Genomic DNA, 21,690 nt, shown 5'->3' on the forward strand with positions numbered 1-21,690 from the left:
TCATCGCTGTCGACGCTCGTGCTTGATGCGTCGATTATGCGCTAACACAGCCTAGCCCGGCACGCCCACGATCACGCTGGACGCCTTGAACATCGCCGTGGCCGTCCTGCCCTCGGCCAGCTCGAGCGCTCGCGCGCTCTCGTTGGTGATGATGGCGGCGATGCTGCCGCCACCCGTCAGGTCGAGGACGACTTCCGTGTTGACGGCGCCCGGCGTCAGGAGGGACACGGTGCCGGCGAGCTGGTTGCGGGCCGAGAAGCGCGCACCCTCGCCTTCCGTCATGAGGATGATCGAAGACGCCTTGACCAGCGCGAACGCCTGGGCGCCCGCTGCCAGGCCGAGGCTGGCCGTGCTCTCGTGCGTGACGATGGCGACGATTCTGTGGCCGCCGGCGACGTCGAGTTCGATCTCGTCGTTGACGGCGCCGGGCTGGATCCCGGAGACGGTGCCGAAGAACTGGTTGCGTGCGCTCGTTTTCATGTTCAGCCTGCTGATCAGGGTCAGGTCGGCGGACAGGTTGCCGGCCTGTCCGTTGAGTTGGTCCACGAATTGCTGGTGGAGTTGCTCGAGCGCCCGGAAGTTCCTGACGAGTTGTTCGCCGCGCGCCGTCAGCCGCGTGCCGCCGCCGCCCTTGCCGCCGGCGACGCGTTCCACCAGCGCTTCGCCGGCCAGGTTGTTCATCGCGTCGATCGCGTCCCACGCCCCCTTGTAGCTCATCCCGACCGCTTTCGCGGCCTGGCTGATCGATCCCGCCTCGCCGATCGCGGCCAGCAGCTCGACCCGTCCCTGGCCGCCGAATTTTTCGCCGCCGACCGTCATCCAGACGGCGCCCTGCAGCGCGAAGCCTGTGTTGTCGCTTTCCACTTTGCCCTGTTCCGTTTCGTTATATACTCTACTATATAGCGATAAAGAACTGGAGTCGACCATGAAGCAACTCGCCGGCCTTCTGGCCCTGATCGCGTGCCACGCCGCCCAGGCGGACGAGGTGCAAGTGGCGGTCGCCGCCAACTTCACCGCGCCGATGCAAAAGATCGCTGCGGCATTCGAACAGGACACGGGCCACAAGGCCGTCCTTGCGTTCGGCGCCACCGGCAAGTTCTACGCCCAGATCGTCAACGGCGCGCCGTTCGAGGTGCTGCTCGCGGCCGACGACGAGACCCCGGCCAGACTGGAAGCGGAGCGCCGCACCGTGCCCGGCACGCGTTTTACCTATGCGACCGGCAAGCTGGCGCTGTGGTCCGCGCAGGACGGCTATGTCGACGGCCAGGGCCAGGTCCTCAAGACGGGGAACTATGCCCATCTCGCCATCGCCAACCCGAAGACGGCCCCGTACGGCGCGGCCGCCATCGAGACGCTGAACAAGCTGGGCGTCTACGACCGCGTGCAGGGTAAGCTCGTGCAGGGCGAGAACATCGCGCAAACGCACCAGTTCGTCAGCACGGGCAATGCGCCGCTCGGCTTCGTCGCGCTGTCGCAGGTCTATCGCGACGGTAAATTCGCGTCCGGCTCCGGCTGGATCGTGCCCGACAACCTGCACGGTCCGATTCGCCAGGACGCCGTCATCCTCGCCAGGGGCGGCGCCAATCCGGCCGCGAAGGCTTTGGCAAGCTATCTGAAATCGAACAAGGCCAGAGAGATCATCCGCTCGTACGGCTACGCATTGTGACCCTGGACGCCGCCGACTTCGCGGCCGTCCGCCTGACGCTGGAGCTGGCGACCGTCGTGACCCTGCTGCTGCTGGTGATCGGCACACCGATCGCGTGGTGGCTCGCGCGCACGCGCTCGCGCCTGCGGCACGCGGTCGGGGCTGTCGTCGCGCTACCCCTCGTGCTGCCGCCCACCGTGATCGGCTTTTATCTGCTGCTGCTGCTGGGGCCGAACGGCCCCGTCGGCAAGCTGACGGAGGCGCTCGGCATCGGCTTGTTGCCGTTCTCGTTCGGCGGCCTCGTGCTGGCCTCCGTGTGCTATTCCCTGCCCTTCGTCGTGCAGCCGCTGCAGAATGCCTTCGAGGCGATCGGCACGCGGCCGCTGGAAGTGGCGGCCACCTTGCGCGCGAGTCCGTGGGACACCTTCTGGTCGGTGGCGGTGCCGCTGGCGCGTCCCGGTTTCCTGTCCGGCGCCGTGCTCGGCTTCGCGCACACGGTAGGCGAATTCGGCGTCGTGCTCATGATCGGCGGCAATATCCCGAACAAGACGCGCGTCGTCTCCGTGCAGATCTACGACCACGTCGAGGCGCTCGAATATGCGCAGGCGCACTGGCTCGCGGGCGGCATGCTGGCCTTCAGCTTCATCGTGCTGCTGGCGCTGTACACCTTCTACCCGCAAGCGATGAAAGGACGGCGCCGATGACCGACGGATTGCGCGTACGCCTGCGCATGGACCGTGGCGCGTTCCAGCTGGACGTCGACCTCGACTTGCCGTTGCACGGCATCAGCGCCCTGTTCGGTCATTCCGGCTCGGGCAAGACGACGGTCCTGCGCGCCATCGCCGGCCTGGAACGCGCGCCCGGCGGTATCGTCGCGCGCGGCGACGAGGTGTGGCAGGACGATGCGCGCGGCGTGTTCGTCCCCGTGCACCAGCGGGCCGTCGGCTATGTATTCCAGGAAGCGAGCCTGTTCCCGCACCTGTCCGTGCGCGCCAACCTGGAGTTCGGCCGCAAGCGCGTGCCCGTGCACGAGCGCCGCTTCGCGCTGGAGCCCGTGACGGCCCTGCTGGGCATCGAAAACCTGCTCGAGCGCCGGCCGGACGGTCTGTCGGGCGGCGAGCGCCAGCGCGTGGCGATCGCGCGCGCCCTGCTCGCGTCGCCGCGGCTGTTGCTGATGGACGAACCGCTGGCCGCGCTCGACCTGCGCCGCAAGCTGGAAATCCTGCCCTACCTGGAACGGATGCATGCGGAACTGGCGATCCCGATCGTCTACGTGAGCCATGCGCCGGACGAGGTGGCGCGGCTCGCGGATCACCTCGTGCTGCTGGACGCCGGCAAGGCGGTCGCCAGCGGGCCGCTGTCGGAGACGCTGGCGCGCGTGGACCTGCCGCCCAGTTTCGCCGACGATGCCGGCGTCGTGCTGGACTCGATCCTGGCCGGCCACGAGGAAGACGCTTTATCCCGCCTGGAATTCGCGGGCGGCGCGCTGTTCGTGGGGCGGCGCCGCGAAGCCATCGGCACGCACCTGCGCTGCCGCATCCACGCGCGCGACGTCAGCCTTGCACTGGACCGCCCGCAAGGCACGAGCATCGTCAACCGCCTGCCGGCCGTGGTGACGGCGGTGGCGGCCACGGACACGCCGGGCCACGTGCTCGTGCAATTGCGGATGGGAGAATCGCCGCTGCTGGCCCGCATCACCGAACGCTCGCGCCGCGAACTGGGCATCGCGCCCGGACTGCGGCTGTGGGTGCAGATCAAGGGCGTGGCATTGTTAAATTGAAATTACCTAGAACCGGGGTCAGAGCCCGGTTTTGGGAAATTTCCAAAATTCGGGCTCTGACCCCGGTGGTCAGCGCATCCGGCGCATCGACGAGATGCGGTTGTTCATGCGGTCGAGCACGTCGTAGCGGCCCGGCCCCAGCACGACGCATTCGCCACGGAAGTCGGCGTGTTCGCAGAATTCCCAGCGGCCTTCGCGGATGATGAGCGAGGTGGCGCGGTCGTTGAAGCCGACGTCGCTCAGCGCGCGCACGTCCTGCGACAGTTCCACTTGCTGGCCTTCGAAGCGCTGGCCGGCGAACATCACGACGTCGGGACCGCCCCGGTCGCCGCGCCAGCCGCCACGGTCGCCACGGTCGCCGCGGTCGCCGCGGTCGTCACCGCGCGAGCCGCCACGGTCGTCGTCACGGTCGTGATCGCGCCAGCGGCCACGGCCGCCGCGGTCGAGCTGGCGTGCGGACGAGATGGCGTCATTGAAACCCGGAAGCTCGCGGTATTCGCCCGGCCCGAATTCCTGGCAGCGGCCGCCGAAGTTGGCGTGCTCGCACAGCAGCCACGTGCCCGAGCGGATGACGGCGCTCGACGCGCGGTCGTTGAAATTGACATCGCCCAGGCTGGCGGCGTCGCGGTCGATGGTCACGCGTTGGCCGCGGAAATTGCTGTCCGAGAACAGCGTCAGTTCTCCGGCAAAGGCGGCGTGGGTGAAGGTGGCCAGCACGGCGGCGGCGGCAAGCAGGCGTTTCATGATTTCTCCATGGGTGTGCGCCATCCGTCGGCGCCTGTGCTGTTAACGCGGGCGCCGTACGGACGGCTGACAGTTTCCTTGTAACAAAATTTTACGCGATCGGCGGCACGTGGATGGCGTCGATGTGTTCGGCCCGCAGCAGGTCGACGATGTGCCGGCCCAGGTCTTCCAGCGCGGTATCGTTCGACAGGTTGTGCAGGCGCTGCTCCAGGCCGCGCTGTTCGCGGATCGACACCGCCCAGCCGATCGGCCGCCCGTCATAGCCCGCGTCGGCCTTGCACAGGCTGGCGCAGGCGATCGTCAGCCGCAGCTCGTCCGTCGGCGCATAGTCGAAGCACCAGCCCCAGTCTTCCGCGCTCGGATAGCCGGTGACGACGCCCTGGCGGTTCAGCGCCTGCGCCAGCCACAGGGCCAGTTCGAAGCCGTAGACGCCCGGGTTGGCCTGGCAGTCTTCCGGCAAGGTCGGCAGGAATCGGGCGGATGAAAATTCGATACACCAGGCCATCGAGACCTCCTCACGCGGCCGCTTGTTCCTCCAGCACGGGGCAGCCGAACCCCGGCCGCGCCAGTTCGCGCGTCAGATCCGCACGCAGGGCGGACAGGCCGGCGATGCGCGCATCGATGTCTTCGAGCTTGCGCATCAACGCGTCGCGCAGCAGGGGCGCGGCGGCGGCCGGATCGTCCAGCAGCGGCAGGCCGGTCTCGATCTCGGTCAACGTAAAACCGAGCGCCTGGGCGGCGCGCAGGTAGCACAGCCATTGCACGGCTTCGGGCGGATAGTCGCGGTAGCCGTTGGCGAGACGGCGCGACAGCAGCAGCCCGCGTTTCTCGTAGAAGCGCAGGGTGTCCCGGGTAAGGCCGGTGGCGGCAGCGAGTTCTCCGATCTGCATGGAAGTCGATGCAATAAATGGCTTGACCTTGGAGTGTACTCCAGGGGCGATGATGCCGGAACCTTCATCCCGGGAGATTTCCATGCAACTCAGCCGATCCGCTTTTCTCACCGTCGTGCGCGCCAGCGCCGTGTACGACCTGCTGCTCACGGCGCCGTTCGCCACGCCTTGGACGTTCGCCCTCGCGCACACGCAGCTGTCAACTCTCAACCGCAGCCTGGGCGGCGACGCGCTGCCGGACTTCGGCCCGTTCCACGTGCTGTTCGCCTGCCTGATGGGCAGCATCGTGCTCGTGTGGTCCGTGCTGCGCCTGCGCGCCGCCAGCGTCACCCTGGGCCGCTACGATGGCGTGGGCCGATTCCTGTTCTCGACGTGGATGGCGTGGGCGTTGGCGGCCAGCGGTGCGCCCTTGCTGTGGCTGTTCCTCGTGCCGGAATTCTGCTGGGGCGTCGCGCAATGGCTGCCGGTTGCTCAGGGAGACGGCAGCAGCGCCGCCCGCGCGCCTTTTACTAGCGCCGCACCCATGCGTTCCAGCCGCGGCGGCTGAATGCGCCAGGCGTGCCAGTACAGCGCCACGTCGACGAACAGATCCGGCGTCAGGTCGACGAGGGCGCCGCTGGCGAGCATGTCCGCACATTGTTCCAGCGGCAGCAGGCCATAGCCCAGGCCGAGCCGGATCGCCTGCACGTACGGATCGCTGGACGGCACGTAATGAAACGGGTACGCGCCTTCCGGCAGGCCGAAGTGCTGCAGCAGGAACGCGGTCTGCAGGCGGTCGTTGCGGTCGAAGACCATCACCGGCGCCCGCCGCGCGGCCTCTCGCGTGATCCCGCCGGGGAACCAGCGCGCGGCGAAGGCGGGCGCCGCCACCATCCGGTAGCGCATCACGCCGAGCGGACTCACCGTGCAGCCGCGCATCGGCTCCGTTTCGCCGGACACGCAGGCGAGCGCGAGCCCCTGTTCCAGCAGCGCGAACGTGTGTCCCTGGTCGCCCGTGACGAATTCGACGAGCAGCCCTTCCTCGATCAGCACCGGCGCCAGCACGGGCAGCAGCCACGTCGCCAGCGTGTCGTTGTTGACGGCCAGCGCCACGCGCACCGGACCCGGATCGGCCTGCTGCTCGGCGAAGAATTCGTCTTCGAGCAACGCGCGGCGACGCAGGAATTGCAGCAACCGCATGCCGGGCGCCGTCGGCCGGCAGGGACGGGCGCGCACGAGCAACGGCGTGCCCAGGTCGTGTTCCAGCGCGGCGATGCGCTGGGAGATGGCGGACGGCGTCACGTTGAGGAGCGCCGCTGCCTGCTCCAGGCTGCCGCTGTCGACGGCGGCGACGAACGCCTCGCTGCGGCGCGGATCGATGGTCATTGGATTAGCCCAGCTTAATGAACTTTAGAAGTCATTAATATAATTGATGTAGCCGCGCGTACAAGGCATGCTGCTCCGCAATAACAACAGGAGGTAGCATGTTTTCACAACCGATTTTCTGGCAAGGCCTCGGGATGGGCGCGAGCCTGATCATGCCGATCGGCCCCCAGAACGCGCATGTGATCCGCACGGGCGTCGCCGGCCGCCACGTCGTGCTGACGGTGCTCACGTGCGTGCTGATCGACGTCACCCTCATCGCGCTGGGCATGTCCGGCTTCGGCGCGCTGATCGAGCATTCCCCGGCGCTGCTGCTGGCGGCCCGGTGGGGCGGCGCCGCGTTCCTGCTGTGGTACGGACTGCGGTGCCTGAAAAGCTGCTGGCAGGGCGCGGCGGCCCCGCATGCGGGTGAAGGGCAGGCGGCGGCGACGGCTTCGCGCGCGCTGGGCATCGTACTGGCGATGTCGCTGCTGAATCCGCACGTGTACCTGGATACCGTCGTGCTGCTGGGCGCCGTCGGCAGCAGCCTCGCGGCGAATCACCGCGTGTCGTTCGCGGCCGGCGCGATGACGGCATCGCTACTGTGGTTTTCCGCGCTGGGCCTGGGCGCGCGCCGCTGCGCGTTCGTGCTGGCGCGGCCCGCCGTCTGGCGCAGCATCGAAGGGGTTACGGGGACGACGATGCTCGTGCTGGCCGCCTTGCTGCTGCTCGAGAACTAGGCCGCGAGCGCCTTGCCGTGCTCGACCGACATCTGCGCCGGCAGTGCGACACCGTTCTTCACCGCGGTCAGTTCGGCGAGGATGGAGACGGCGATCTCGTACGGCGTCTTGCTGCCGATGTACAGGCCGATGGGACCGTGCAGCTTCGCGATCTGGTCCTCGGTGAGGTCGAATTCGCGCAGGCGCTCGCGCCGCCGCGCATTGTTGGCGCGCGAGCCGATGGCGCCGACGTAGAAGGCGTCCGTCCTGAGCGCCTCCATCAGCGCGAGGTCGTCCAGTTTCGGGTCGTGGGTGAGGGCGATGACGGCGCTGCGGCTGTCCAGCTTCATCTCCAGCACGAGGTCGTCCGGCATCGCGTGCACGACGTCCACGCCCGGCAGGCTCCAGCTGGCGCGGTATTCTTCCCGCGGGTCGCACACGGTCACCTGGTATTCCAGGCCGACGGCGATCTGCGCCAGAAATTGCGACAGCTGGCCGGCGCCGATGATCAGCATGCGCAGGCGCGGACCGTGGATCGTGACGAGCGCCTGGCCGTCCATGCGCAGCTGCTCGTCGACCTTGCCCTGCGCCAGTTCGACCGCGCCCGTCGTCAGGTCCAGCGTGCGCCGGGTCAGCATGCGGCGCTGGGCCAGCGCGAGCAGTTCGTCCATGCGGCTGTGCGCCCCGAGCGGTTCGACGACCAGCTGGATCGTGCCGCCGCAGGGCAGGCCGAAGCGGTGCGCTTCGTCGGCCGAGATGCCGTACGTGATGACTTCGGGCGCGGTACGTACGATGCCCATTTCGCGCACGGCGGCGATCAAATCATCCTCGATGCAGCCGCCCGACACCGAGCCGACGACGACGCCGTCGGCGCGGATCGCCATCGTGGCGCCTTCCGGCCGCGGGCTCGATCCCCACGTCCGGACGACGGTCACGTACTCGCAGCGCCAGCCGGCGCGCAGCCACTGGTCGCAGGCGTGCAGCACTTCGAGGTCGATACTGTCCATTGCCTTCCTTTGTTGCCAATCGGTAATTCTTGAGCCCACAGGGCAGCATGCATCCTAACGCAAAAACACGATCCGCGACGGGTTGCGGCACCCGGCAAGAGTGCAGGGGAAAAAATGGTATAAATCGTTTTCGCGCCGGCGGCGCTATACTCGTCGGACCGCGACCCGTGTTGGAGACCATCATGAAGCCAGACCTGCTGTCCCTGCTGCGCATCGATCTTCCCATCATCCAGGCCCCGATGGCCGGCGTCTCGACGGCGGCGCTGGCGGCGGCCGTGTCGCAGGCGGGCGCGCTCGGCTCGATCTCCGTCGGCGCCGGCAACGCCGAACAGGGCCGCGCGGCCATCGCCGACGTGCGCCGCCTGACCGACCGGCCGTTCAACGTCAACGTGTTCTGCCACCGTCCCGCGCAGGCCGACGCCGCGCGCGAAGCGGCGTGGCTCGACTACCTGTCTCCGCATTTCGCCGCCAGCGGCGCGCAGCCGCCGGCGTCCTTACGCGAAATCTACCAAAGCTTCCTCGACGACGATCCGATGCTGGACGTGCTGCTGGAGACGCGTCCCGCCGTCGTCAGTTTCCACTTCGGCCTGCCGGACGCGCGCCGCATCCAGGCGCTGAAGGACGCGGGCATCGTGCTGCTGGCCAGCGCGACGTCGGTCGATGAAGCGCGCCAGGTGGAGGCGGCCGGCATCGACGCCGTCGTCGCCCAGGGCTACGAGGCGGGCGGCCACCGCGGGCTGTTCGATCCGGAGCGGGGCGATCCCGCCATCGGCACGTTCGCGCTCACGCAAGGGGTGGCGCACGCCGTCCGCATTCCGGTGATCGCGGCCGGCGGCATCATGGACGGGAACGGCATCGCCGCCGCGCTGCGTCTCGGCGCCAGTGCCGCCCAGATGGGCACCGCGTTCATCCTGTGCCCGGAGTCGTCCGCGACATCGCACCACCGCGCGCTGATGCAGGCCGGGGAGGGTGTGATCACGGCCGTGACGGACGTCGTCTCCGGCCGGCCCGCGCGCGGGCTCGTGAACCGGCTGTTCAGCGAGATCGGCGCGCCCGGCCACCCGCCGCTGCCGGATTATCCGATCGCCTACGATGCCGTGAAGGCGCTGAACGCGGCGGCCACGAATGCGGGCAACAACGATTTCACGGTCAACTGGGCAGGGCAGGGGTTTGCGCTCGCACGGGCACTGCCGGCGGGAGAATTGGTGCGCCTGCTCGGCGAGGAACTGGCTCAGGCGTCCGCGTAAGCCGTCTCGATGGCTTCCTTGCGCGGCCTGGACGCGATGTGCACGACCAGCACCGCGTCGAGCGGCAGGGCAGGGTGCGCGGCGCGGTGCTTCGTGAACCAGAACACCTCGTCCACGTCCTCGTCGCCGGCATCGTGCGCGGTCGCGAGCACGTGCTGGTCCTCGGGCGCGTCCTCGTAGTCGACGGCTTCCAGCGCCGCGTCGTCCACGGCTTCGATCCAGGCCTCGGCATCCTTGCCCCAGGCCTGCACATAGCGCGCGCCGGAAGCGACGAGCCAGCGCGCGACGTCCCACAGCCACATTTCCGCGACCTCGTCCTCGGCCAGCACGATGGCGAGGAAGGGCGGGCGCGCGCCCAGGTCGGGCAGGTCGGCGTCGGGCGGCAGGTGCAGATATGTAAGAGTCTTTCGTTGCATGGCGCTAGCTTACCATCCTGCGTTACTATCTTGCTCGCGCCGGGACGTTCCGGCCCGATCCGTGGAGTCCCATGAAAATCCTTGCTTCCCTCGCGCTCGCCGCCGCTTCAGTCACGTCCGCCCACGCCGCCATTCCCGTGTACGGTTTCTTCGTCAAGAATACCTATCCGCACGACCAGCAAGCCTTCACGCAGGGCCTGTTCTTCAGGGACGGCCAGCTGTACGAATCCACGGGCCAGAAGGGACACTCGTCGCTGCGCAAGGTCGACCTGAAAACCGGCAAGGTGCTGCAGAAGAAGGACCTGGCGGATGAATACTTCGGCGAAGGCTCCACGGCCGTCGGCGACACCATCGTCGGCCTGACGTGGCAGTCGAACGTGGGCTTCCTGTTCGACGCGAAGACGTTCGCGCTGAAGGGCCGCTTCAACTACAAGGGCGAGGGCTGGGGCCTGGCCAGCGACGCGAAGCACGTCTACATGAGCGACGGCACCAGCGAGATCCGCATCCTCGACCCGAAGACGCTGGACGAGCAGCGCCGCATCCGCGTGACGGCCGAGGGCAAGCCGATCACCCAGCTCAACGAACTCGAAATCGTCGACGGCCAGATCTTCGCCAACGTGTGGGGGACCGATGTCATCGCCCGCATCGATCCGGAGACCGGCAACGTCGTCGGCTGGATCGACTGCACGGGCCTGCTGCCGCCGGACCAGCGCGGGACGACGAATCCGGACGCGGTCCTGAACGGCATCGCGTACGAGCCGAAGCAGCACCGCCTGTATGTGACGGGCAAGCTGTGGCCGAAGCTGTTCGAGATCGAGCTGGTGCCGATCAAACGTCCCTGACCGTCACGTCACCGCGATCACGACCTTGCCGAAGTGCGAGCCGGATTCCATGTGCCGGTACGCCTCGCGCGCCTGGTCGAACGTGAACACGCGGTCGACGACGGGCTGCAGCCCGGTCGCCTCGGCGAAGCGCACGACCTTTTCCAGCATCGCGCGGCTGCCGACGTAGACGCCCACGAGCCGCTTGGCGGTCGCCAGCAGGGTGGCCGGATTGACTTCGCCGCCGAAGCCGCTGACGCCGCCGATGATGGCGATGCTGCCGCCCATCGCGGTGGACGCGATCGAGCGGTTCACGGTGCCCTGGCCGCCCACTTCCAGCACCACCTGTGCGCCCGCGCCGTCCGTCGCGCACAGCACCTCTTCCTGCCATTCCGGCGTCGTGCGGTAGTTGATGACGTGGCGCGCGCCGAGCTCCTTCGCCCGCTGCAGCTTGGTGTCGCTGGACGACGTGATGATCGCGTTCAGCCCGGCCGCCCGGGCCAGCTGCAGGCCGAGGATGCTGACGCCGCCTGTCCCCAGCAGCAGTACGGTGTCGCCCGGGCGGACCGCGTTGCTGGATTCGAAGATGGCATTCCACGCCGTCACGCCCGCGCAGGGCAGGGTGGCCGCGTCGACGAAGCTCATCCCGTCCGGGATTTTCACCAGCGCGTCCTCGTCCAGCACCACTTCCTCCGCGAGCATGCCGTCGATGTCGCCGCCGAGCGCGTGACGGACTTTCTCGGGGCTCGTCAGGCCGTCATGCCAGTGTGGGAAGAACGACGCGGTGACGCGGTCGCCGGGCTGCACGCGCGTGACGCCGGGACCGGTGGCGACGACTTCGCCGGCGCCGTCCGAGCAGGGGATGATGGGGTCGTCGACGGTGACGAGGTAGTTGCCGCTGGCGACCATCAGGTCGCGGTAGTTCAGCGAGACGGCGTGCACGCGGATGCGCACTTCGCCATTGCCCAGTTCACGGTGAGGAAAATCCACGCATTGCAGCCCGTCGATGCCATCGCCGGGTAAGATCTGGTAAGCCCGCATCGCTGTCCTCCATCGGTTGGTCGGCCGCCCCCACTGGGCGGGACGATATTGTCGCCGCAAGATTGACGTGCGTGGCGCACGCTTATTTGGCGCTTATCTGGCCGCCGCCTTGCCCCGCTGGCTCGGGATGAACTCTTCCAGCACCGCCTGTTTCATCAGCGCCGGCGGCAGGATGCCCTGGGCGATGATGAAGTCATTGAAGGCCTTCAGGCTGAAGCGGTCGCCCAGCGCGATCTCGGCCTGCGTCTTCAGCGCGCGCAGTTTCACGTAGCCGTAGTAGTACGCGGTGGCCTGGCCCGGCATGCGGTACGAATAGCGGTCGACTTCCGACTGCGCGAACGGTTCGGACAGCACGACTTCGCGCATCAGGAACTGCTTCGCCTGTTCCGGCGTCATGCGGCCCAGGTTGATCTGCGGGTCGAGCAGGGCGCGCGCCATGCGCAGCAAACGGGCCTGCAGCGAGACGAGCTGGCCTTCCGGCGGCATGTACGGCAGGATCATCGCTTCCGAATACAGGCCCCAGCCTTCGACGTTCGTACTGTTGAAGGCGAAGCGGGCGCGCGCCACCGACATCCCTTGCTCCACCATCGACGCGAACTGCAGCTCGTGGCCCGGGCGCGCTTCGTGTGCCGTCAGCGTCCAGGCCATCGCGGTAAAGTCGAAGTCGTTCATCTTCTCCTTCGACTTCGCGTTCGGGTTCGCCAGCGGGATCACGAACTCGCCATACTCTCCCGTGTTGCCGATCATGCGCGGTGGGCTCATGAACGGCGCCGGCGAGCGGGCCGCCTCGGCGGGCGTCGCGGTGCGGATGTTCGCCTCGCGCGACGGCAGGGTCACGAGATCGTGGGCGCGCACCATGCCTTCGATATCTTTTAAACGCTCGCGGTAGTACGGCATCAGCTGGTCGGGGGCGATCGAGGATTTTTTGAGCTCGCGGATCACGTCACGGTAGTCGGACGACGGCAGCTGGTTGCGCGCGGCGATGATGCCCGCCACGACCTGCATCTCGTCGCGCACTTCCTGGAAGTCGAAGCCGGCGCGCTCGATCATCTGCTCCGGCGCGATGTCGACGCCGACGTTGGCGAGGCGGTTCACGTAGATCGCTTCCGGCAGGCGCACTTCCTTGCGCGTGCGCGGCATCAGGCGATTGCGCACCCAGTCGTCGTAGTCCTTCACCTGGGCCTTCAGCGCCGCGAAGTCGCTTTCCCAGCCGGTGATGTTCGCTTTCTTGAACAACTCCTCGATGCCGTCCATGTAGGTCGCGTTGTTGTTCAGGCCTTCCTCGACCTCGCCCACGTACGGGCCGATCAGCGTCTTGCTGGCAAGGCGTTCCTCGCCGCGGGCGCGCGCCAGCGTGGCGATCGGCGCGTAGCCGGCTTCCTTGCCGGCGTAGCGCTTCAGGCGTACCAGCGCGAGCTTCTGGCGTTCCGGCTTGTTGCGCGGGTCGAGCAGGGCGCGCAGGCCGCCGTACACGACTTCGCCCACGTTGACGTACTCGAGCAGGTATTTGTGCTCCAGCTTCATCGTCGCGATCTTCTTCTCGCGCGAGTCGATCAGGATGTCGAGGTCCTGGCGCACCTTCACGTCGTTTTCCTGTGCGCGCTGGCGGCGCAGTTCCGCGAGGCGTTTTTCGGTGTCGGCCAGTTCGCGCTCGTACACGCGCGGTTTCAGGTCGGCGACCTGGGTGTCGTAGTTTTCGTCGCCCAGTTCCGTGGATTCCTCGGGCACGTATTTACCGGTGTCCTGCAGGACCGGCTGGGTGTAGGCGTCGCTGCGCGCGACCCATGCGGGTGCTGCTGCGCAAGCGGCGCCGGATGCAAACAGGAGGGCGAGGCCGAGACGGATCATGATGCTGCCTTGTCGTGGTAAAGCCGGCATTCTAGAGCTAGATCGGCTTCGCCACCATGAACCAGAAGATGAAGACGAACGCGATGAACGCCGGCACGCCGAGCGCCACCCACGTGCGGAAGTATTTCCAGTACAGGGCGGGAAGCGGCGTGCCGTCGCGCGCGGCGTCCGCCGCCATGTCGCGCAGGCGCATCTGCAGCCACACGACGGGCAGCCAGCAGGCGCCCGCCAGCACGTACAGCATCAGCGACCACATGATCCAGCGGCTGCTCATCGGATAGCCGGCCAGGTGCACCATGGTGAACCCCGTGGCCGGCTGGACGACGGCCGTCGTGGCCGTGAACAGCCAGTCCGCGATCACGACGTATTTGCTGACGACGGCGATCGCGCGCACGTCGCGGCTCACGTTCGCGAACAGCATGTACCAGGCCGACCCGATGCCCGTGCCGAACAGGAAGGTCGACGACAGGATGTGCAGCCATTTCACGACGACGTAGTCCATCATGTGTCCTCTCTCTCGAGTTCGTAGAGCAGCCAGATCGCGGCCAGCATCGGCAGGTTCTTCGTCAGCGGGCCGTAGGGGTGGATCAGGAATTCCGGCAGCCGGACCGCGATCACGACCGAATAAAAGCCGATCAGCGCCAGTTGCATGAGCCACAGCCAGCGGCGCCGGCGCAAGAACAGCGTGCCGGCGCCCAGCAGCACGTCGAACACGGACGCGCCGTACAGCATCAGCGGGCGCAGGGCCTCGGGGATGCCGGCGCGCGCCAGCAACTCGTAGCTGGCGGCGGCCGGGTAGATGAACGCCGAGACGATGGCGGTGGCGATCCAGACGATGGCGATGGCCAGCCGCAGCACGGGCAGCAGCCAGTCCAGCTTCGCGCGCGCGCGCTCGGCGCCGGGATCGACGACGAACGACGCGATGTCGCGCGGCGGGCGTCCCAGCAGGCGCAGCGTGGGGGCGGGGTCGGCCGCGTTGCCGCGGTCGAGCATGCGCAGCGCGTCCGGGTCGAGCAGCGCGCCGGGCAACCAGGCGCCCACGCGCGCAAGCACTCGCGCGACACCCCCCGGCAGCGGCAGCACGCGCAGCCTGCCCATCCCCATCGCGCGGCGCAACGTGGCCAGGTAATCGACGAACGGCAGCGCTCGCGGACCGACGAGGGCGATGCGGCGCACGGGGCCACTCTCGGCCTCGTCCGCATACAGCCGCTGGCGCAGCAGCGTCACGATGGCGGCGACGACGTCGTCCACGTGGATCGGCTGCACGAGTTGCGGGGAATCTCCCAGGCGCACGGCGCACGGCAGCGATGCCATCGCCTTGAAGACGCGCGCGCTGGCGCCGTCCGCGCCGTAGACGAGCGACGGCTGCACGATGGCGGCGCGGATCGGGAGCGTGGCGAGATAGTCGTCGGCGGCCTTCTTCGACAGGTGGTACGCGGTGTCGGCCTGCTCGTCGGCACCCAGCGCGGACAGTTGCACGACCATGTGCACGGCGTCGGACTCCGCGCAGGCGGCGAACAGGGCGCGCGGCGTTGTCGTGTGCAGGTTCGCGAACGTCTGCGTGCCGCGCTCGCGGAAAATGCCGACGGTGTTGATGACGGCTTCCACCCCGGAAAGGCGCGCCAGCCACTTGGATTTGTCGGTATCGTTGGCGAAGTCGGCGCGGATCGCGTACAGGTGCGGGTGGCTCGGCAATGTGCCGGGATGGCGCACCGCGCACACGACGTCATGGCCCTCCGCCAGCAGCGCGCGCAACAGGTGCTGTCCGATGAATCCCGTTGCCCCCGTGAGCAGGATCCGCATGCTTTTCCTTTCTCTACTCTCCAAGAGGACTTCATGGAATCATGGAACACGGCATTCAGGCGCGGCCTCGTCGGCGGCGCCACGTCCAGCCTGCTGTCGACCGCGGCGCTGGCCCTGCTCGGCCGGCGCGAAGCCGGCAGCGCCTACGCACCGACCAATGCGGTCAGCCACTGGATTTATGGCGACGAGGCATTGCATGAACACACGCCCACGCTGCGCCACACCGTCCCCGGCTACCTGATCCACCACGGCAGCGCGATGTTCTGGTCGGTGCTGCTCGAGCGCGTGTGCGGCCGCCTGTTCGACCGCAAGGAACCCGCCCTGACGCTCGGCGTGGCGGCCGCCGCCTCGGCCGTGGCCTGCTTTGCCGACTACCAGCTGACGCCCAGGCGTTTCCAGCCGGGCTACGAGGCCCACTTGTCGAAGCCGTCGCTGGCCGTCGTCTACGGCGTGTTCGGCGTCGGGCTGGCGCTCGGTGCGATGCTCAGCCGCCGTTCCTGATTTCCTTCGAGTGTAAGCGAGGCGGCGATATCGTGGCGTCAGGGTGCATTGACGACCAGCTGCGCCGCGAACGCACGCTGGTACGCGGGCCGTGCTTCGCCGCGCGCGACGTAGGCGGCCAGGACGGGGAATTCGTCGAGGATGCCGGACGGCCGCAGCCGGAGCAGCACCGACACCATCATGAGGTCGCCCGCGCTGAAGTCGCCGTCGAGCCAGTCGGCATCGCCCAGGCGCGCCGACAGCTGCTTCATGCGGTCGCGCACGCGCTCCTCGACGAGCGGGATGCGTTCCTTGCTCCAGGGCTTGTCGCCTTCGAAGATCCGGGCCGTGACCAGTTCCAGGATGGGCGGTTCCACGGTGTTGAGCGCGGCAAACAGCCACGTGATGGCGCGGGCCCGCGCATGGTCGCCGGCCGGCAGCAGGGCGCCGTGGTGCGTGGCGATATGAAAGACGATGGCGCCCGTCTCGAACAGCACGAGGCCGTCCTGTTCATACGTCGGGATCTGGCCGAACGGGTGCAGGGCCAGGTGCGCCGGTTCTTTCATGGCGCGGAACGACACGAGGCGGACGTCGTACGGCAGGCCCGCTTCCTCCAGCGCCCAGCGCACGCGCGTGTCGCGCGCGAGGCCCTTGCCGCCGTCGGGCGAACGTTCGAAGGCGGTGATCGTGATCGTCATGGCGCGGCTCCAAGGAAAAACGGCGTACCGTGCAGTGTCACGGTACGCCGTTGTGAGGTCAAGCGTATTTAAAAGCTGTAGTTCGCGCGCGCATACACGTAGCGGCCATTGTTGCCGAACGGCGTGTAGTTCGAGAACGGCGTATTGCTGGTCGTGTTCAGCGCCGGCGGCAGGGTTTCCGAGTACTGGTCGAACAGGTTGTCCGCGCCGACCGCCAGGCTGAACTGGCGAGTGAAGGCGTAGCGGGCTTCCAGGTCGACGATCGTCCTGGCCTTCAAGGTGAAGTCGAACGCTTCCGTCGTGCCCGGCGACAGCACTTCGCCGTAGCGCGTGGCGCGGGCCGTCACGCCCCACTGGTTCAGCTTCCAGTTGGCGCTCGCCGTGATCTTGTTCTTCGGCTGGCCCTTTTCCAGCGTCAGCACGTTCACGCGGTCGAACAGCACGGGCGCCGGATCCAGCGCGGCCAGCTGGGCGGTGGTCGGGACCCTGGTCACGTCCGTGTGGTTGAAGTTGCCGGCCAGCGTGAAGTCGAAGCGGCCGGCGGCGCCCGCGTTCCACGGCATGCTCGCGACGATGTCGACGCCTTCCGTCTTCGTGTCGACGCCGTTGATGAAGAAGCGGCCGCCGCCGACGCCGATGAAGCCCTGCGACACGATGTAGTTGCGCACGGCCGTCGACAGCAGGTTTTCCGACAGCACGATGCGGTCGCGCACGTTGATGCGGTAGGCGTCCACCGTCAGGCTGACGGGGGCGAAGCGCATGACGGCACCCAGCGAAAAGTTGGTCGACTTCTCGGCCTTCAGCGGCTTGGCGCCCAGCGCGACGGCGACCGGATCGTTCGGCGTGAACGTCGTGATCTCGTACGGGATGCCGTTGACGAAGTTGGTCGACGTCGACGTGAAGCTCTGCTGCTGCAGCGACGGCGCGCGGAAGCCGTTCTGCACGGCGCCGCGCAGCGCGAAGTTCTTCGTGAAGTCGTAGCGGCCCGCCAGCTTGCCGGACAGGTTGTTGCCGAAGTCGTTGTAGTGCTCCTCGCGGATGGCGGCGGAGGCGAGCAGCTTGTCGGTGATGTTCGCTTCGACGTCGACGAACACGCCGATCGCGGTGCGCGACTTGTGCGACGCATTGGCCGGACGGAAGCCCGGGAATACCTGCGCGCCCGATGCGGCCGGGACGCCGCTCGGCAGGATCACGCCGCCGTTGCGCCAGGAATCCGGCTCGCCCGCGTGCAGCTCGTAGCCTTCGCGGCGCGCCTCGGTGCCGACCGCCACGTTCAGCGGCGACGCGAGACCGCCCACGTCGAACTTGCGCACGCCGGTGAGGTTGTACACGAGCTGGTTGTACGAGAAGCCGCCCGCATCGAAGTTCGTCTTGCTGGTCGGGCCGATCGACGCGTTCAGCGTGTTCTGCACGTCGTAGTTCATGCCGTTCTGGCCGTACACGAGCGACGTGTCCAGGTCCCAGTCACCGAGGGCCCAGGTCATGCCGGCGGCGGCGCTGAAGTCTTCGACGGTCGGGGCGATGATCGGCAGGAAGCCGTCCGGGTAGATCGATTGCACGTTGCGGCTGTCCTGCGGCATGCGGAAGTAGCCGGCCGAGCGCGCGTCGCGCAGCTGGTAGCTGCTCCAGCCGTAGACCTTCACGTCCGGGGACAGGTTGTTGCCCACGTTGACGAACACGGTCTTCTGCTGCATCTCCGGGTCGCCGTACCAGGCGTCGAAGCGGTTGATGGTCAGCTCGCGCGGATCGTAGGCGCCGTTCACTTTCGCGTACAGCTGGCGCATGTCGTAGCCGCTGCGCTCCGTGTGGTTCTGGTCCTTGTATTCGGCCGCGATGGTGATGTAGCCCGTCTCGCCCAGCGGCAGGCCTTTCCAGGCGCTGACGGTCGTGGTCTGGCCGTCCGTGCGCTTGCGCGAATTGGGTCCGGTCCACGTGGCGCCGGCCGGCGCCGCGGCATTCAAGAGGTCGTATTCCGAGATGTGGGCGCCGTACGTGATCGTGCCTTCGCCGCCCGTGCGGTCCGTGCGCAGGCGGACATTGACGACGCCCGAGATTGCGTCGGAACCGTATTGCGCGGCCGCGCCGTCGCGCAGCACCTCGATGCTTTTCACGATGGCGGATGGCACCGTGTTCAGGTCGACGGCGGCCGAGCCGCGGCCGATCGAGCCGTTCAGGTTCACGAGCGACGACGTGTGGCGGCGCTTGGAGTTCACCAGCACGAGGCTCTGGTCCGGCGCCATGCCGCGCAGGGTGGCCGGGCGGACGGTGTCCGTGCCGTCCGTCAGCGTGGGACGCGGGAAGTTCAGCGACGGCAGCGCCACCGACAGGGCCTGGTTCAGTTCGGTCGAACCCGTCGTCTTGAGGGTGTCGGCCGAGATGATGTCGACGGGAGAGGCCGTGTCGAGCGCCGTGCGGTTGGCGACGCGGGTACCGGTCACGACGACGGTGGCGGTGCTGTCCTGGGCCTGGGCCAGCAGCGGCGTGCCGGCGAACAGGGTGGCGATGGAGAGGGCGAGTACGGATTGTTGCGGCACAAATCGTTGTTGCATTCTCTTGTCCTTATTCTTGATCTACGTGGATACAACGGCAAGCTCGACTTGATAGTGGAGCTTGATTGTTATCGTTGTCAATTGTGCTAACCCGCAATAGATGTAAGGACGCAACAGTTACCCATCGCGGTGCATGGGCGCACCGCGATGGGCCGGGCTTTGTTACTTTCCGCGGATTTTCTGCACCAGCGTCACCACCGCCAGCACGACCGCGCCGACGACGACCCCCGCCGCGGCATCCACCACGCCAGGGGCCACCGCCGCCAGCAGCCTGCCCACGACCGGGACGCCTGCCACCGCCGCAGCGGCGCTCTCGGCCAGATGGTGCAGCGGCTCGAACGCGTGGCCGATGATGCCGCCGCCGACCATGAACATGGCCACCGTGCCGATCACGGATAGCGACTTCATCAGGCGCGGCGCGGCCGCCACCAGCAGGTTGCCGATGGCGCGGGCGGCGCTGCTCGCACGGCGACTCAGGTACAACCCGAGGTCGTCGATCTTGACGATGCCCGCGACGATGCCGTAGACGCCGATCGTCATCGCGACCGCCACCGCGACGAGGGCCGCCACCTGCGCGCCGAACGACGCGCCCTGTTCGTTGACGACGCCCAGCGAGATCACGATGATTTCCGCCGACAAAATAAAATCGGTGCGGATCGCGCCCTTGATCTTGTCCTTCTCGACCGCGCGCATGTCGGCATTGGCCGCCAGCGCCGTCGCCAGTTCTTCTTCGTGCGCCGCATCCTCGGCGGCGCTGTGCAGCAGTTTATGGGCGACTTTTTCGAAGCCCTCGAAGCACAGGTAGGCGCCGCCCACCATCAGCATCGGCGTGATCGCCTGCGGCAGGAAGGCGGAGATGGCGAGCGCGGCCGGAACGAGGATCGCCTTGTTGCGCAGCGAGCCCATCGCCACCGCCCACACGACGGGCAGCTCGCGGTCCGCGTTCACGCCTGTCACCTGCTGGGCGTTGAGGGCAAGATCGTCGCCCAGCACGCCGGCCGTCTTCTTGGCGGCGACCTTGCTCATCAGGGCCACGTCGTCGAGCACGGTGGCAATGTCGTCGATAAGTGCCAATAAACTTCCTGCAGCCATGTACCGCTCCCCAATATCAATATGCTCACATCTTAACCGACGCAGCCAGTCGGTCCGGTACACGGTTCAGGCGCGTTTTCTGCGTTTCAAACCCGAAAATCTGCATCTCGTCGCTTTCCCGTGCAGCTCATCGCGGGCGATACGTATAGTGACAACATTGGCTGCGGTGCAGCAGCCTTTCCGACCTGAAGGAGATGTCCATGAACCAGAACCTCGACCTGCCGTCCGTTCCGCGCCGCCGTGCCCGTCCTCCGAAGCGCAAGACCCGTATCACCATCTACCTCGACGACGAGGTCCTGGACGAATTCCGCTCGCGCGCCGAGCGCACCGGCACCGGTTACCAGACGCTGATCAACGCGGCGCTACGCCTGCGCCTGGCCAGCGGCGACGCGAATCCGGCAGCGGCCTGAGCAAAAAAACGCAGAAACCCCGCCAATACAGGGTGTATGACGTGTAAGAAGATTACGCGTAGCAATTAATTATGCTAATCTTCCGGCTCTTTCAACCCGGAGGATTTATGAAAAAAGGCGAACTGATCGCTGAATTTGCGAAGCGTACCGAGATGTCGGGCGCCGCTGCGAACGACGCAGTGAACACCATCATCGACATCATCACCGAGCGTCTGAAAAAAGGCGACACGGTGGGTATCACCGGCTTCGGCACGTTCTCGGTCACCAAGCGCGCTGCCCGCAAGGGCCGCAACCCGGCAACCGGCGAAGTGATCAAGATCGCTGCGTCGAAGACGCCGCGCTTCGCTGCCGGCGCGACCCTGAAGGCCGCCGTCAACCCGAAGAAGAAGTAAGCAGTACCCGCGGCTGGCCGCGGTCGTCCGGCAATCGCCGGCGCCGTGCGCCATGCCCGCGTATCCTTTCTCTCCCCTTCCGCTTCCTTCCCATGAGCTTCGCCACCTGGATCACCTTCGTCATCGCAGGTTCGCTGATCGCCATTTCGCCCGGCTCCGGCGCCATCCTGTCGATGTCGCACGGCCTTGCCTACGGGCTGAAAAAGGCCAGCGCCACCGTGCTGGGCCTGCAACTGGGCCTCGTGCTCGTGCTGGTGATCGCCGGCGCCGGCGTCGGCTCGCTGCTGGTCGCGTCGGAGACAGCGTTCACCATCGTGAAGATTGTCGGCGCGCTGTACCTGATCTGGCTCGGCATCGCCCAGTGGCGCGCGAAGGCGGAAGCGTCGAACGTCTCGACGGCCGGCCTCGCGGCGCACCCGTCGTTCGGCCGCCGCGTATTGACCGGCTTCCTCACCAACGCGACGAATCCGAAGGGCATCATCTTCATGGTCGCCGTGCTGCCGCAATTCATCTCGAACGCGGCGCCCGTGCTGCCGCAACTGGCGATCCTGGGCGTCACGATGGTCACCATCGATACCACGGTGATGCACGGCTACGCCCTGCTGGCATCGACGATGCAGCGCTGGTTCCGCGACCCGCGCGCCGTCAAGGTCCAGAACCGCTTCTTCGGCGCCGTGCTGATGGCGGTCGGTGCGCTGATGTTCTTCGTCAAGCCTGCCCACGCCTGAACGCGGAAACATTTCGCAACCATTTGTAATTCGTGTCGT

25 protein-coding genes are annotated in these 21,690 nt (G+C 67.3%); 11 read left to right on the plus strand and 14 right to left on the minus strand.

The window, feature by feature from the left end:
• Positions 1–51 precede the first annotated feature (51 nt).
• Entirely contained in the window at positions 52–819 is a 768-nt protein-coding gene (locus tag ACEN9G_RS13125) for a TOBE domain-containing protein (protein ID WP_413339012.1), read from the minus strand.
• Positions 820–925: 106 nt separating this feature from the next.
• Between ACEN9G_RS13125 and modA the strand changes: the two genes are divergently transcribed.
• Genes modA through modC form a run of 3 tightly spaced genes read left to right on the plus strand, consistent with a single transcriptional unit; the run spans position 926 to position 3,425 of the window.
• Positions 926–1,666, plus strand: a complete 741-nt coding sequence (gene modA / locus ACEN9G_RS13130; RefSeq protein ID WP_413339005.1) for a molybdate ABC transporter substrate-binding protein — start codon at positions 926–928, stop codon at positions 1,664–1,666.
• Positions 1,663–2,349: a molybdate ABC transporter permease subunit gene (modB, locus tag ACEN9G_RS13135; protein WP_413339007.1), complete on the plus strand. Its 687-nt coding sequence runs from the start codon at positions 1,663–1,665 to the stop codon at positions 2,347–2,349. Before modA ends, modB begins: the two co-directional genes overlap by 4 nt.
• Positions 2,346–3,425, plus strand: a complete 1,080-nt coding sequence (modC, locus tag ACEN9G_RS13140) for a molybdenum ABC transporter ATP-binding protein (protein WP_483126698.1) — start codon at positions 2,346–2,348, stop codon at positions 3,423–3,425. Before modB ends, modC begins: the two co-directional genes overlap by 4 nt.
• A gap of 69 nt (positions 3,426–3,494) precedes the next feature.
• On the opposite strand, the gene ACEN9G_RS13145 is transcribed toward modC, so the two are convergent.
• From ACEN9G_RS13145 to ACEN9G_RS13155, 3 genes are all read right to left on the minus strand, one after another.
• Positions 3,495–4,169, minus strand: coding sequence for a beta/gamma crystallin-related protein (locus ACEN9G_RS13145; protein ID WP_413340989.1), 675 nt, complete (start codon positions 4,167–4,169; stop codon positions 3,495–3,497).
• A gap of 91 nt (positions 4,170–4,260) precedes the next feature.
• Complete coding sequence (locus tag ACEN9G_RS13150; RefSeq protein WP_413340991.1) at positions 4,261–4,674, minus strand: hypothetical protein; 414 nt, start codon at positions 4,672–4,674, stop codon at positions 4,261–4,263.
• Between the two features lie 10 nt (positions 4,675–4,684).
• Entirely contained in the window at positions 4,685–5,059 is a 375-nt protein-coding gene (locus tag ACEN9G_RS13155; RefSeq protein ID WP_413340993.1) for a MerR family transcriptional regulator, read from the minus strand.
• A gap of 82 nt (positions 5,060–5,141) precedes the next feature.
• Between ACEN9G_RS13155 and ACEN9G_RS13160 the strand changes: the two genes are divergently transcribed.
• Complete coding sequence (locus ACEN9G_RS13160; protein ID WP_413340994.1) at positions 5,142–5,606, plus strand: hypothetical protein; 465 nt, start codon at positions 5,142–5,144, stop codon at positions 5,604–5,606.
• Here the strand turns inward: ACEN9G_RS13160 and ACEN9G_RS13165 are convergent.
• Positions 5,531–6,424, minus strand: a complete 894-nt coding sequence (locus ACEN9G_RS13165; RefSeq protein ID WP_413340996.1) for a LysR family transcriptional regulator ArgP — start codon at positions 6,422–6,424, stop codon at positions 5,531–5,533. The genes ACEN9G_RS13160 and ACEN9G_RS13165 overlap by 76 nt on opposite strands.
• 98 nt (positions 6,425–6,522) lie before the next feature.
• Here ACEN9G_RS13165 and ACEN9G_RS13170 point away from each other — a divergent pair, with 98 nt between their 5' ends.
• Positions 6,523–7,140 (plus strand): LysE/ArgO family amino acid transporter, encoded by a 618-nt coding sequence (locus ACEN9G_RS13170; RefSeq protein ID WP_413340998.1) that lies wholly within the window; start codon positions 6,523–6,525, stop codon positions 7,138–7,140.
• On the opposite strand, the gene ACEN9G_RS13175 is transcribed toward ACEN9G_RS13170, so the two are convergent.
• On the minus strand, positions 7,137–8,126 hold the full coding sequence (locus ACEN9G_RS13175) for an XdhC family protein (protein ID WP_413341000.1): 990 nt from the start codon (positions 8,124–8,126) through the stop codon (positions 7,137–7,139). The two genes, ACEN9G_RS13170 and ACEN9G_RS13175, sit on opposite strands and share 4 nt — an antisense overlap.
• A gap of 182 nt (positions 8,127–8,308) precedes the next feature.
• Here ACEN9G_RS13175 and ACEN9G_RS13180 point away from each other — a divergent pair, with 182 nt between their 5' ends.
• Positions 8,309–9,373 carry an NAD(P)H-dependent flavin oxidoreductase gene (locus ACEN9G_RS13180; RefSeq protein WP_483126699.1) on the plus strand — a complete coding sequence of 355 codons (1,065 nt, stop codon included), beginning with the start codon at positions 8,309–8,311 and terminating at the stop codon, positions 9,371–9,373.
• Here the strand turns inward: ACEN9G_RS13180 and ACEN9G_RS13185 are convergent.
• A complete protein-coding gene (locus ACEN9G_RS13185) occupies positions 9,358–9,789 on the minus strand; it encodes a DUF7684 family protein (RefSeq protein ID WP_413341001.1) in 432 nt (143 codons plus the stop codon). The genes ACEN9G_RS13180 and ACEN9G_RS13185 overlap by 16 nt on opposite strands.
• A gap of 71 nt (positions 9,790–9,860) precedes the next feature.
• On the opposite strand from ACEN9G_RS13185, the gene ACEN9G_RS13190 reads away from it, so the two are divergent.
• On the plus strand, positions 9,861–10,631 hold the full coding sequence (locus ACEN9G_RS13190; RefSeq protein WP_413341003.1) for a glutaminyl-peptide cyclotransferase: 771 nt from the start codon (positions 9,861–9,863) through the stop codon (positions 10,629–10,631).
• Between the two features lie 3 nt (positions 10,632–10,634).
• Here ACEN9G_RS13190 and ACEN9G_RS13195 read toward each other — a convergent pair whose 3' ends face one another.
• The 4 genes from ACEN9G_RS13195 to ACEN9G_RS13210 all read right to left on the minus strand — a co-directional run bounded on the left by ACEN9G_RS13195 (position 10,635) and on the right by ACEN9G_RS13210 (position 15,302).
• Positions 10,635–11,651 (minus strand): zinc-dependent alcohol dehydrogenase family protein, encoded by a 1,017-nt coding sequence (locus ACEN9G_RS13195; protein ID WP_413341005.1) that lies wholly within the window; start codon positions 11,649–11,651, stop codon positions 10,635–10,637.
• Between the two features lie 93 nt (positions 11,652–11,744).
• Positions 11,745–13,499: a DUF885 domain-containing protein gene (locus ACEN9G_RS13200; protein ID WP_413341007.1), complete on the minus strand. Its 1,755-nt coding sequence runs from the start codon at positions 13,497–13,499 to the stop codon at positions 11,745–11,747.
• Positions 13,500–13,536: 37 nt separating this feature from the next.
• Positions 13,537–14,001, minus strand: a complete 465-nt coding sequence (locus tag ACEN9G_RS13205; protein ID WP_413341011.1) for a DUF2269 family protein — start codon at positions 13,999–14,001, stop codon at positions 13,537–13,539.
• Positions 14,001–15,302, minus strand: a complete 1,302-nt coding sequence (locus ACEN9G_RS13210) for an SDR family oxidoreductase (RefSeq protein WP_483126700.1) — start codon at positions 15,300–15,302, stop codon at positions 14,001–14,003. Before ACEN9G_RS13210 ends, ACEN9G_RS13205 begins: the two co-directional genes overlap by 1 nt.
• A gap of 33 nt (positions 15,303–15,335) precedes the next feature.
• Here ACEN9G_RS13210 and ACEN9G_RS13215 point away from each other — a divergent pair, with 33 nt between their 5' ends.
• Positions 15,336–15,803: a hypothetical protein gene (locus ACEN9G_RS13215; RefSeq protein ID WP_413342100.1), complete on the plus strand. Its 468-nt coding sequence runs from the start codon at positions 15,336–15,338 to the stop codon at positions 15,801–15,803.
• A 38-nt stretch (positions 15,804–15,841) separates the two neighbouring features.
• Here the strand turns inward: ACEN9G_RS13215 and ACEN9G_RS13220 are convergent, their stop codons facing one another.
• The 3 genes from ACEN9G_RS13220 to ACEN9G_RS13230 form a co-directional block, all read right to left on the minus strand.
• The gene (locus tag ACEN9G_RS13220) at positions 15,842–16,480 is read right to left on the minus strand and encodes a glutathione S-transferase family protein (protein ID WP_413342098.1); all 639 of its coding nucleotides are present in this window, start codon (positions 16,478–16,480) and stop codon (positions 15,842–15,844) included.
• 68 nt (positions 16,481–16,548) lie between these two features.
• A complete protein-coding gene (locus ACEN9G_RS13225) occupies positions 16,549–19,029 on the minus strand; it encodes a TonB-dependent receptor plug domain-containing protein (RefSeq protein ID WP_413342096.1) in 2,481 nt (826 codons plus the stop codon).
• 162 nt (positions 19,030–19,191) lie between these two features.
• Positions 19,192–20,121: a DUF808 domain-containing protein gene (locus ACEN9G_RS13230; RefSeq protein ID WP_413342094.1), complete on the minus strand. Its 930-nt coding sequence runs from the start codon at positions 20,119–20,121 to the stop codon at positions 19,192–19,194.
• 200 nt (positions 20,122–20,321) lie between these two features.
• Between ACEN9G_RS13230 and ACEN9G_RS13235 the strand changes: the two genes are divergently transcribed.
• From ACEN9G_RS13235 to ACEN9G_RS13245, 3 genes are all read left to right on the plus strand, one after another.
• Positions 20,322–20,531, plus strand: coding sequence for a BrnA antitoxin family protein (locus tag ACEN9G_RS13235; RefSeq protein ID WP_036239616.1), 210 nt, complete (start codon positions 20,322–20,324; stop codon positions 20,529–20,531).
• A gap of 107 nt (positions 20,532–20,638) precedes the next feature.
• Positions 20,639–20,923 carry an HU family DNA-binding protein gene (locus ACEN9G_RS13240; RefSeq protein WP_036239618.1) on the plus strand — a complete coding sequence of 95 codons (285 nt, stop codon included), beginning with the start codon at positions 20,639–20,641 and terminating at the stop codon, positions 20,921–20,923.
• A gap of 92 nt (positions 20,924–21,015) precedes the next feature.
• A complete protein-coding gene (locus ACEN9G_RS13245) occupies positions 21,016–21,651 on the plus strand; it encodes a LysE family transporter (protein ID WP_413342092.1) in 636 nt (211 codons plus the stop codon).
• The last annotated feature ends 39 nt before the right edge of the window (positions 21,652–21,690 follow it).

This window comes from Massilia sp. Masssp94 (assembly GCF_059491305.1).

Excerpts from the sequence above, each read along its gene's own strand:
- ACEN9G_RS13240 (WP_036239618.1), top strand. The coding sequence starts at position 20,639 with ATGAAAAAAGGCGAACTGATCGCTGAATTTGCGAAGCGTACCGAGATG.
- ACEN9G_RS13215 (WP_413342100.1), top strand. The coding sequence starts at position 15,336 with ATGGAATCATGGAACACGGCATTCAGGCGCGGCCTCGTCGGCGGCGCC.
- ACEN9G_RS13245 (WP_413342092.1), top strand. The coding sequence starts at position 21,016 with ATGAGCTTCGCCACCTGGATCACCTTCGTCATCGCAGGTTCGCTGATC.
- ACEN9G_RS13165 (WP_413340996.1), bottom strand. The coding sequence starts at position 6,424 with ATGACCATCGATCCGCGCCGCAGCGAGGCGTTCGTCGCCGCCGTCGAC.
- ACEN9G_RS13150 (WP_413340991.1), bottom strand. The coding sequence starts at position 4,674 with ATGGCCTGGTGTATCGAATTTTCATCCGCCCGATTCCTGCCGACCTTG.
- ACEN9G_RS13200 (WP_413341007.1), bottom strand. The coding sequence starts at position 13,499 with ATGATCCGTCTCGGCCTCGCCCTCCTGTTTGCATCCGGCGCCGCTTGC.
- ACEN9G_RS13210 (WP_483126700.1), bottom strand. The coding sequence starts at position 15,302 with ATGCGGATCCTGCTCACGGGGGCAACGGGATTCATCGGACAGCACCTG.
- modC (WP_483126698.1), top strand. The coding sequence starts at position 2,346 with ATGACCGACGGATTGCGCGTACGCCTGCGCATGGACCGTGGCGCGTTC.
- ACEN9G_RS13205 (WP_413341011.1), bottom strand. The coding sequence starts at position 14,001 with ATGGACTACGTCGTCGTGAAATGGCTGCACATCCTGTCGTCGACCTTC.
- ACEN9G_RS13170 (WP_413340998.1), top strand. The coding sequence starts at position 6,523 with ATGTTTTCACAACCGATTTTCTGGCAAGGCCTCGGGATGGGCGCGAGC.
- ACEN9G_RS13180 (WP_483126699.1), top strand. The coding sequence starts at position 8,309 with ATGAAGCCAGACCTGCTGTCCCTGCTGCGCATCGATCTTCCCATCATC.
- ACEN9G_RS13145 (WP_413340989.1), bottom strand. The coding sequence starts at position 4,169 with ATGAAACGCCTGCTTGCCGCCGCCGCCGTGCTGGCCACCTTCACCCAC.
- ACEN9G_RS13230 (WP_413342094.1), bottom strand. The coding sequence starts at position 20,121 with ATGGCTGCAGGAAGTTTATTGGCACTTATCGACGACATTGCCACCGTG.
- ACEN9G_RS13185 (WP_413341001.1), bottom strand. The coding sequence starts at position 9,789 with ATGCAACGAAAGACTCTTACATATCTGCACCTGCCGCCCGACGCCGAC.
- ACEN9G_RS13175 (WP_413341000.1), bottom strand. The coding sequence starts at position 8,126 with ATGGACAGTATCGACCTCGAAGTGCTGCACGCCTGCGACCAGTGGCTG.
- ACEN9G_RS13125 (WP_413339012.1), bottom strand. The coding sequence starts at position 819 with ATGACGGTCGGCGGCGAAAAATTCGGCGGCCAGGGACGGGTCGAGCTG.
- ACEN9G_RS13155 (WP_413340993.1), bottom strand. The coding sequence starts at position 5,059 with ATGCAGATCGGAGAACTCGCTGCCGCCACCGGCCTTACCCGGGACACC.
- ACEN9G_RS13220 (WP_413342098.1), bottom strand. The coding sequence starts at position 16,480 with ATGACGATCACGATCACCGCCTTCGAACGTTCGCCCGACGGCGGCAAG.
- ACEN9G_RS13195 (WP_413341005.1), bottom strand. The coding sequence starts at position 11,651 with ATGCGGGCTTACCAGATCTTACCCGGCGATGGCATCGACGGGCTGCAA.
- ACEN9G_RS13190 (WP_413341003.1), top strand. The coding sequence starts at position 9,861 with ATGAAAATCCTTGCTTCCCTCGCGCTCGCCGCCGCTTCAGTCACGTCC.
- ACEN9G_RS13160 (WP_413340994.1), top strand. The coding sequence starts at position 5,142 with ATGCAACTCAGCCGATCCGCTTTTCTCACCGTCGTGCGCGCCAGCGCC.
- ACEN9G_RS13235 (WP_036239616.1), top strand. The coding sequence starts at position 20,322 with ATGAACCAGAACCTCGACCTGCCGTCCGTTCCGCGCCGCCGTGCCCGT.
- ACEN9G_RS13225 (WP_413342096.1), bottom strand. The coding sequence starts at position 19,029 with ATGCAACAACGATTTGTGCCGCAACAATCCGTACTCGCCCTCTCCATC.
- modA (WP_413339005.1), top strand. The coding sequence starts at position 926 with ATGAAGCAACTCGCCGGCCTTCTGGCCCTGATCGCGTGCCACGCCGCC.